The organism is Celeribacter marinus (assembly GCF_965656515.1).
Taxonomy (GTDB): Bacteria; Pseudomonadota; Alphaproteobacteria; order Rhodobacterales; family Rhodobacteraceae; genus Celeribacter; species Celeribacter marinus_D.
Window position 1 is genome coordinate 35,629 of record NZ_CBFHKW010000021.1, and the last position, 7,862, is coordinate 43,490.

The 7,862-nt window shown below is 56.6% G+C and carries 8 protein-coding genes and 1 pseudogene; 7 read left to right on the top strand and 2 right to left on the bottom strand.

Features of this window, described 5'->3' with window-relative positions; translation table 11 throughout:
• Nucleotides 1–176: 176 nt before the first annotated feature.
• On the bottom strand, nt 177–2,159 hold the full coding sequence (gene dnaG / locus ACTG34_RS06790) for a DNA primase (protein ID WP_439104215.1): 1,983 nt from the start codon (nt 2,157–2,159) through the stop codon (nt 177–179).
• Between the two features lie 244 nt (nt 2,160–2,403).
• On the opposite strand from dnaG, the gene ACTG34_RS06795 reads away from it, so the two are divergent.
• The 5 genes from ACTG34_RS06795 (at nt 2,404) to ACTG34_RS06815 (ending at nt 6,400) form a co-directional block, all read left to right on the top strand.
• Nucleotides 2,404–2,631: a hypothetical protein gene (locus tag ACTG34_RS06795; RefSeq protein WP_439104216.1), complete on the top strand. Its 228-nt coding sequence runs from the start codon at nt 2,404–2,406 to the stop codon at nt 2,629–2,631.
• Nucleotides 2,618–4,237 carry a pilus assembly protein TadG-related protein gene (locus ACTG34_RS06800; protein ID WP_439104217.1) on the top strand — a complete coding sequence of 540 codons (1,620 nt, stop codon included), beginning with the start codon at nt 2,618–2,620 and terminating at the stop codon, nt 4,235–4,237. The genes ACTG34_RS06795 and ACTG34_RS06800 overlap by 14 nt, the downstream gene beginning before the upstream one ends.
• Nucleotides 4,234–4,776, top strand: a complete 543-nt coding sequence (locus ACTG34_RS06805; protein WP_439104218.1) for a TadE/TadG family type IV pilus assembly protein — start codon at nt 4,234–4,236, stop codon at nt 4,774–4,776. Before ACTG34_RS06800 ends, ACTG34_RS06805 begins: the two co-directional genes overlap by 4 nt.
• Nucleotides 4,777–4,790: 14 nt before the next feature.
• Nucleotides 4,791–5,429 (top strand): TadE/TadG family type IV pilus assembly protein, encoded by a 639-nt coding sequence (locus tag ACTG34_RS06810; RefSeq protein WP_439104219.1) that lies wholly within the window; start codon nt 4,791–4,793, stop codon nt 5,427–5,429.
• A gap of 299 nt (nt 5,430–5,728) precedes the next feature.
• Nucleotides 5,729–6,400: a TadE/TadG family type IV pilus assembly protein gene (locus ACTG34_RS06815; RefSeq protein ID WP_439104220.1), complete on the top strand. Its 672-nt coding sequence runs from the start codon at nt 5,729–5,731 to the stop codon at nt 6,398–6,400.
• Between the two features lie 115 nt (nt 6,401–6,515).
• Here the strand turns inward: ACTG34_RS06815 and ACTG34_RS06820 are convergent, their stop codons facing one another.
• Nucleotides 6,516–6,992, bottom strand: a complete 477-nt coding sequence (locus ACTG34_RS06820; RefSeq protein WP_439104221.1) for a hypothetical protein — start codon at nt 6,990–6,992, stop codon at nt 6,516–6,518.
• Between the two features lie 58 nt (nt 6,993–7,050).
• On the opposite strand from ACTG34_RS06820, the gene ACTG34_RS06825 reads away from it, so the two are divergent.
• Both ACTG34_RS06825 and ACTG34_RS06830 read left to right on the top strand, forming a co-directional pair.
• Nucleotides 7,051–7,476, top strand: a complete 426-nt coding sequence (locus tag ACTG34_RS06825) for a hypothetical protein (RefSeq protein ID WP_439104222.1) — start codon at nt 7,051–7,053, stop codon at nt 7,474–7,476.
• 100 nt (nt 7,477–7,576) lie between these two features.
• Nucleotides 7,577–7,862, top strand: a pseudogene (locus ACTG34_RS06830) (homoserine dehydrogenase); the annotation flags it as partial.

Below are 7,862 nucleotides of genomic sequence, written 5' to 3' on the forward strand. Positions count from 1 at the left end.
CGTCCGAATCAGGTCGTAATGCGAATCATGTCATGCGATTCGGCGATTCGCCACCCGCATACCGAAGATTACTTACCGTTTCGCGTCTCTGGGACCAGATTACAAGCAATGCTGTCCCCGACCCGCAACGCGCGCTCTATAAACAGACGCCATAGATAGGGCGTCTGGCCCGTTTGTCAGCCCTGTTTATCAGGACCAATGCGCGACAACAGATTACGAAAGAACGCCCGCTCATCGCGCTTCACCTCCGCACCGTTGTCGGCGATATCAAATTCTGTCCGGTCCTCTGCCTCGGCTTTCGTCGCCTTGTTGCGCGCTTCAGCCGCCGCTCCCAAACGATAGGTAACGTTTTCATCGCCCGCGTCCACCAGATCAACGATCCCGTCATTGACCTCACGCAGATACCCACGACGCGCTTTGATCTTGGCCAACTCCTCAACCAGACACACCTCCGCCGTCTCCAAATCAGGCTTTCGAACAGGGGGGGCTATTTGCACATGGGGATGTGCCATCAACCGATCAAGGGGTGCACGCCCCACCATATCATGAACCGCATCCCAAAGCCCCGCCCCGGCATCGCAGTGCGTCAAAATAGCATTCAAGATCTGACCATGCTCGGGCGTCGAGGGATGCAGCCCTTCGAGTTGCGACAAAAACGTCTCCGCGAGTGTCGGGTTGCGCAACACCGTTGCCAAAACCACGGCCTCGCGCATCAGATCGCCAAACCCCTCGTCGCCAGACACCAAAAGGGATGCTTTGAGACCTTCGGTTGGAATGGCTGGACCTGACGCCCAACGGCCACCCTGACCGCGCCCGCCGCCCTTGCGCGGCTGCCACGCGCCGCCGCCCTGTTGACGCGGCGCGCTGTTCTCGCGTTTGGGGTGGAACAACTCCCATCGCATTTCTTTGAGTATGTCACCATAATGCGATTTGATCGACGGGTCGGCAATCGGGCGGATGGTGTCACGCAATACCTTATCCAATGCCGCACGCCGTTCCGGACTATCGAACACTTTGCCCTCGGTTTCGCGCCGCCATAACAAGGCCACCATCGGCAACGCACCATTGAGCTGCTCTTGCATCGCTTCGGCGCCGCGCGCCTTGATCAGATCGTCGGGATCTTGTCCCTCGGGCATCACCGCAAAGCGTAAACCGGACCCCGATTGCAACAGCGGCATGGCGATATCGATCACACGGTAGGCCGCCCGCAGGCCCGCCTTATCACCATCAAGCGCGATCACCGGCTCGGAATGCATCCGCCACATCAGTTGCAACTGCATCTCGGTCACAGCGGTGCCAAGGGGGGCCACCGCCGCCTCAAAACCGGCCTCGGCCAAGGCGATCACATCCATATAACCCTCGGCCACGATCAGCGTCTGACCGCGCCCGCACGCCGCCCGCGCGTTCTTTTGATTGTAGAGCGCGTTGGATTTATCAAACAGCTCGGTTTGCGGCCCGTTGAGATATTTCGCCCGCGCATTGGGATCCATCGCCCGCCCGCCAAACGAGATCACCCGCCCGCGCCCATCGCGGATCGGAAACATAATACGGTCGCGGTAGAAATCGTACATTGATCGGCCATCGTCAGGCTTGCCCGCCAGACCCGCCGCATGGGCCAACTCCGCCGATATGCCGTTGTCCTTAAGATACGCCAAAAGAACGTTGCCGTTGGGCGCATAGCCAATCTCGAACTGTTCGCGCGTGGCCAGTTTCATCTCGCGACGATCTAGATAGGCACGCGCCTGTGCCCCAACCGACTGGCTCAGGCTCATCTTGAAAAACCGCAAGGCCACCTCGTTCACATCAACCAACTCGGTGCGCTTATCGGCTTTCTTTTGCGCCTGTGGATCGCGCTCGGGCATCGGCATGCCAACTTCGCGGGCGAGAATTTCAATCGCTTCCATGAAACTGACGTTTTCCGTCTCTTTCACAAACCCGATCGCGTCACCTTTGGCATGGCACCCAAAGCAATAGTAGAACCCTTGCTTGTCATCGACGTGGAAGGAAGCGGTCTTTTCGTGGTGAAACGGGCACGGCGCCCACATATCGCCTTTACCCTGATTGGACTTCTTGTTGTCCCACATGACCTTGCGGCCAACCACTTGGGTTAGCGACACGCGGCTGCGCAACTCATCGAGGAATCCGGGAGGCAATGACATAGGGCGCAGTATCCGTCCGCAAGCAAGCAGTGTCCAGAGGGGGAAACACCCAAAGCCCATCGGACTTTTGGCCAGTGCAATGTGACCTGAAACGGCCCCGCCCCCTCATTGATCCCGCAGTAATCATTTCAGTCAAACGCAAAACGTCTGATTCGAATCACACGCGTAAGGGTCGCGACCCGCAGTTGGTTTGTGGCAAAACGGTGGCAAATATGTCCATACGGTGGCGACGTGACGTCCAATTATGGCGCACCCCGCCGGCATCCGTAATCAATACCAAACCATTGCCATGATTGTTGAAATATCCGCATTGATTGCGAGTTTTAGTTTACCTGCGGCGAAACTATTTGATAACTCTAGGCAACTCTTTTGGGTAGGAGCACTGCGCGAAGACGCAGCCTGCCAAAAAGAAGCTGGGGACTATTGGGGGCACCACAACGCAAAAGCGGATTGGTGCTATGGAAAAGTGTAAGAAACAGTCCTTTGGGACGACGACCCTCTCGAATTTGGGGGGCAGCACCATTGCGAAGAAACGCATTGGCGATATTTGGCGTGAAACCGCGCGCAACGAAGATGGCTCACTTGCAATCTTCGGGGTGTTCACCTTCATCATCATTCTGATCCTTGGCGGGGTCGGAGTTGATATTGTGCGCCACGAGCAGCTGCGCTCCGAGCTGCAAAGTACGCTTGATCGTGCTGTGCTGGCTGCGGCCAACCTCGACAACACACTTGACCCAGAAGCGGTCGTCACCGACTATTTTGAAAAGGCGGGATTGGTTCAGTACCTGTCTGACGTGCGTGCCGAAGCAACGCCATCAGGTCGTCGCATCACGGCCGAAGTTGACGCCACCGTCCCGACATACTTTATGAAATTTGCCTCCGTCGACAAGATCGAGTTGGCCAGCCTTGCCACCGCGGAACAAGGGATGACAGACCTCGAGGTGTCACTCGTCCTCGACGTGTCAAACTCTATGAACTCCATGGGCCGTTTGGACAAACTCCATGACGCCGCGTGGGATTTTACAGACATTGTCTTTGAAAACTCAGCGTCCGCGAACGTATCGTTCAACGTTATTCCCTACGCCACGCAAGTGAACGCAGGTGCAGACCTTTTGGAGACACTCGATCTCGATGATGCGCACAACGACTCGCATTGCATCAACTTCGAGGCCGCAGATTTCAACACCACAAAGCTGGAGTTCGCGCAAAACGAAAATGGTCGCAGGTACGAGCAAACCATGGTCATTGACCCGTGGTACCGCAACTCCAATACCTCCGGCTTGGTCTTGCCTGTGTGCGATCCGAATAGTTCCAATGAAATTATGGCTTTCTCCAATGACGAAGCCGCGATCAAAACCATGGTTGAAAGCCTTGAAGCCGACGGCAACACGTCCATCGACATCGGTGTGAAATGGGGGGCCGCAATGCTCGACCCTGACAACACAAAACTTGGCGGCACCTCGGGCTACCCGCTCACACATTCGGGCGGCAACCTTAAGGTGATGGTTGTGATGACAGACGGCGTGAACACCGATCAATTTCACATGCCTGACCCCTACCGCACTGGGATGTCCGACATGTATATCTACAACGGCAAAACCTCGATGCCGGCGCGCTACAAGACGTGTAGCGGATGGTATAACTCTTATTGTTCCTACACGAACGGCTACTACATCCCCGAAAACAACAGCTACCAATCCAGCCCGTATGGCGGCAATTCGGCCCAACGGATGGCATGGAAAGACGTTTGGAAAAAGTACACCATCGATGGGCATGCCTACCGCCGCTACCAGGCCTCGGGCAATGCCAACGACTACTATAACTGGATGGACGACACCCACACTGCACAGGGCAACACGGCTAAAAACGCGCGTATGCTTGCCGCTTGCGAAGCGGCCAAAGACAAGGGTGTTTTGATCTTCACCATCGGCTTTGAAGTCTCCGGCACCGATGCCAACACTGTAATGCGCAACTGCGCCACCTCCGCGTCCCACTATTACGATGTGGAAGGTCTGGAACTAAATGACGCCTTTTCCGCGATTGCGACCAAGGTAACAGAACTGAGGTTGACCCAATGAGTATTTTTTCAAAGTTACGCTCGACCTCTCGCCGCTTCTGGCAGCGCGAGGACGGCACTTCGACCATCGAATTTGTGGTGATCTTTCCCGCCTTTGCCATGATGATGATGGGCGGATACGAGATCGGATACTACACCGTATCCCACACCATGATGGACCGCGGTCTTGATCTGGCGATGCGCGATGTCCGCTTGGGCAAACTCTCGCCCGTGACCGCGAACACGCTCAAACATTCCGTATGCGAGTACGCCAAATACGTCGCCAACTGCGAGGCGAAATTGCACATCGCAATGGAACCCGTAGATGCGGTCGGCTTTGTCGCGCCTCCCACCGCCGCGTGTCTCGATAAAACCACCAACGCGGCCCCGAACACTACGTTTGAGGATGGCGACGAGAACGAGCTGATGTTGGTGCGGGCCTGCATTAACGTTGAACCGATCTTTCCGACAACATGGATCGGCGGCGCGCTACAACCAAGCCCAACAGGCGATCTGGTCATGTCGACCACTGCTGCCTTCGTCAACGAACCCAATACTTAACGGAGGTCTGGGCTATGGCCTTTTTCCACACAGCTGATTTGCGCAGGGTCAGACGCAGCTTTCACCGTAAAGCCGATGGCTCGATGTCCGTGGAGGCCATGCTCGTCATGCCCTTGATACTCGCAGCTCTGATGATGTCATACGGGTTTTACAGTGCGTTCGACGCCAAAATGCGGGCGAACAAAGCGGCCTATACCTTGGCCGACTACATCACCCGCCAAACGGACGCCGTGACGCCCGAGTTTGTTGAGGGGATGGCAGAAATGTACAAATTCCTCAACAACAAGCGCGACATCTCACTGCGCGTGTCGGCTGTACGGTGGTCCACCGCCAACACTGACGCGGGTGAATACGAGTTGGTTTGGTCATCCGGCATGGGGGAATTGGCCGCTCTTGACGGGGTGTCCGATATCGAAAGCCGCTTGCCGCTGCTATCAAACGGCAGCGAAGTGGTGGTGGTGGAAACAATCCGCCCGTGGTCCACGCCGTTTAACATCGGGTTAGCTGGCATCAAATTCTCCGATGTCGTCACCACCCAACCACGCTTTGCCACCCAAGTTCTATATGAGGATGGTTCGGCGACAACCAGCGCGCCATCGGGAAATGTCGTCGCGGATGTGACCGGCGATGGTGGCTCGCTTGGTGGCGGCTAACACTGTCGCCATTTGATTAAGACACGTTGGCGCAACCACGCCACCACATTCACGCCACGCCACGTTTAACAGACGGGTGTGGCGTTTTGCATGACCGTAGCGTCTAGCGCTTTTAAAATTCGCCCAAGACACTCTAAATAAAGACAAATATTACGGAAAATCAAAAAACACATATTTGTCTTAATTGTTAACGAGACGTCACAAACTTACCTAATTCATGCTTAACAAAGGTCCGAAACCCCAGAGATATTGCCTCATGGATAAGAGCGGGACACGCCCGCAATCGAGAGGATTAGGCAATGCTTGGCAAAGTTCAGAACGGACTTAAACACTGCATAAAGGCGTTTCGGCGCACAGATGATGGCTCTATGTCGGTTGAGGCCGTTATGGTTATGCCACTGGTTTTGTCGGGGCTCATGCTTTCATACGGCTGGTTTTCCGCCTTTGAGGCCAAAGCACGCGCCAACAAAGCCGCCTACACGATTTCCGACTACGTGACCCGCCAAACCGAGGCGATTACACCAGAGTTCATTGAGGGACTGGGCGACATCTATCGCTTCCTCAATCACGAGAATAACGTCTCGCTGCGCGTCTCCTCCGTGCGGTGGTCCACGGCCGATAACGACAATGGCGAATACAAACTGATCTGGTCCTCTGCGACCGGCAACTACGCCGCTCTCGAGGCCGCAGATGTCGTCGATATCGAGCATCGCTTGCCGATCCTGACGGACGGCGGCGAGGTGGTGGTTGTTGAAACCGAGCGCCCATGGGCCGCGCCCTTTAACGTGGGTCTTGGCGAGATCGCCTTTACCGACTTTGTGACGACAACCCCGCGTTTTGCCAGTCAGGTCACCTATGATGACGGCACCGGCGGTGCACAGCAAACGGACACCGAAGATCAGGAAGTCGAAGAGGAATGGGACGGTAGATATTCTTCAGGCGGCAGTCGTCGAGGCAGCCATCACCGCTAAGCCTGCAACACCGCGGGCCACGCCCAATCACAATACAAAAAAGACCGCGCATCACAGCGCGGTCTTTTCCATTGAGCACCATCAGGCCGCACCACGCGGGCGCACCCCAAACGGGTTATGCAATCGGCGTGTCAGACAACAAACGCGACGCAAGGATGTCCGCCATCGCCTTTGTCTCGCCCGCAGGGGTCACACCGCCAACACCCACACGCCGACCAAACCGCCACCATAGGCCAGGGGCCCATGTCAGTTGCGTTTTTGATTTAAGCACCACAACGAAACCGTTCGACGGCTTGAGCGCAAATGCCCCGCGCTCGACCTTTTCAATGTCGTCAATACGGCACAACACGCGGCCTTCCGCCTCTTCGAGCGCCTCTTGCGTCAGCACCAAATGCGTGGCCGTGGCGTTCCAAACCCGCATGGCCGAGAACAAGGATGCAAATCCGAACACGGCCAAGACCAGCTTCCAAAACAACACCATCGTGCCCGTGGTCAACGCCACGTAGACAAGTAACGCTCCCAAACACAGCATCATAGCGGTTGAAAACCAACGGCGGATCGGTGACGGGTACAGAATAAATGTCTCTCTCACGGCAAGGCTCCAAATCTGACAATTTTCATCACGTGACTTCTCCCCTACCGCGCTCTTGATGAAAGAGAAAGCCGCAAACGTATCTGCACCGCAGCAGTGCATTGCTCCCCTTGGCGTGGGCGTCTATGGTCCGGCACACAAACCGTTCGCCTCGTTTGCCCGCTCAACAGGACCATTCATGCCCCGCGCCGCCCGTTTTTTCATTCCCCTTGCTGTGATCGTTATAAGTGTGAGCGGCTGTTCGGATCGTCCCGATTTGACGGGCCGTGTGGCACCTGCGGCCAAAGGCACGGCTTGGCCTACCCTATTGCCCAGTGATCAGTTGACGACAGACGCCGACACTGATGCCTCTGGCGCGGCGCAAACCGCCAAAGACCTGAGCGCACGCGCCGCCGCCTTGCGCGCCCGCGCGGCCCGTTTGGCCGCCACACCCGTCCTCTCCTCCGCCGAGCGCGCCCGCCTGAGTGCTGCGGCCAACGAATAGCCCTCAAGTTTTGGAATAGCGCAGTGTCCACGCCCGTTGCACAGGCGCACGAATAGAGCTAACAGAGCGGACAGATAATCGTTACCGTTCGGAGACCCCCATGGCCAATTCCCAATCTACCAAAGCCCCCCTGCGTCTCGGTATTGCGGGCCTTGGCACCGTTGGCACGGGCGTGATCAAAATCGTTCAGAGCAAAGCCAATCTGTTGGCCGCACGCACAGGCCGCGCCGTAGTTGTCACCGCCGTTTCGGCGCGCAGTCGCGCCAAAGATCGCGGCGTCGATCTGTCCGGCTACGCATGGGAAGATGATCCCGTGGCCTTGGCACAACGCGATGATGTCGATGTCTTTGTCGAACTGATGGGCGGCGCAGATGGCCCCGCCAAAG

Excerpts from the sequence above, each read along its gene's own strand:
- ACTG34_RS06815 (WP_439104220.1), top strand. The coding sequence starts at position 5,729 with ATGCTTGGCAAAGTTCAGAACGGACTTAAACACTGCATAAAGGCGTTT.
- dnaG (WP_439104215.1), bottom strand. The coding sequence starts at position 2,159 with ATGTCATTGCCTCCCGGATTCCTCGATGAGTTGCGCAGCCGCGTGTCG.
- ACTG34_RS06800 (WP_439104217.1), top strand. The coding sequence starts at position 2,618 with ATGGAAAAGTGTAAGAAACAGTCCTTTGGGACGACGACCCTCTCGAAT.
- ACTG34_RS06825 (WP_439104222.1), top strand. The coding sequence starts at position 7,051 with ATGAAAGAGAAAGCCGCAAACGTATCTGCACCGCAGCAGTGCATTGCT.
- ACTG34_RS06805 (WP_439104218.1), top strand. The coding sequence starts at position 4,234 with ATGAGTATTTTTTCAAAGTTACGCTCGACCTCTCGCCGCTTCTGGCAG.
- ACTG34_RS06810 (WP_439104219.1), top strand. The coding sequence starts at position 4,791 with ATGGCCTTTTTCCACACAGCTGATTTGCGCAGGGTCAGACGCAGCTTT.
- ACTG34_RS06795 (WP_439104216.1), top strand. The coding sequence starts at position 2,404 with ATGGCGCACCCCGCCGGCATCCGTAATCAATACCAAACCATTGCCATG.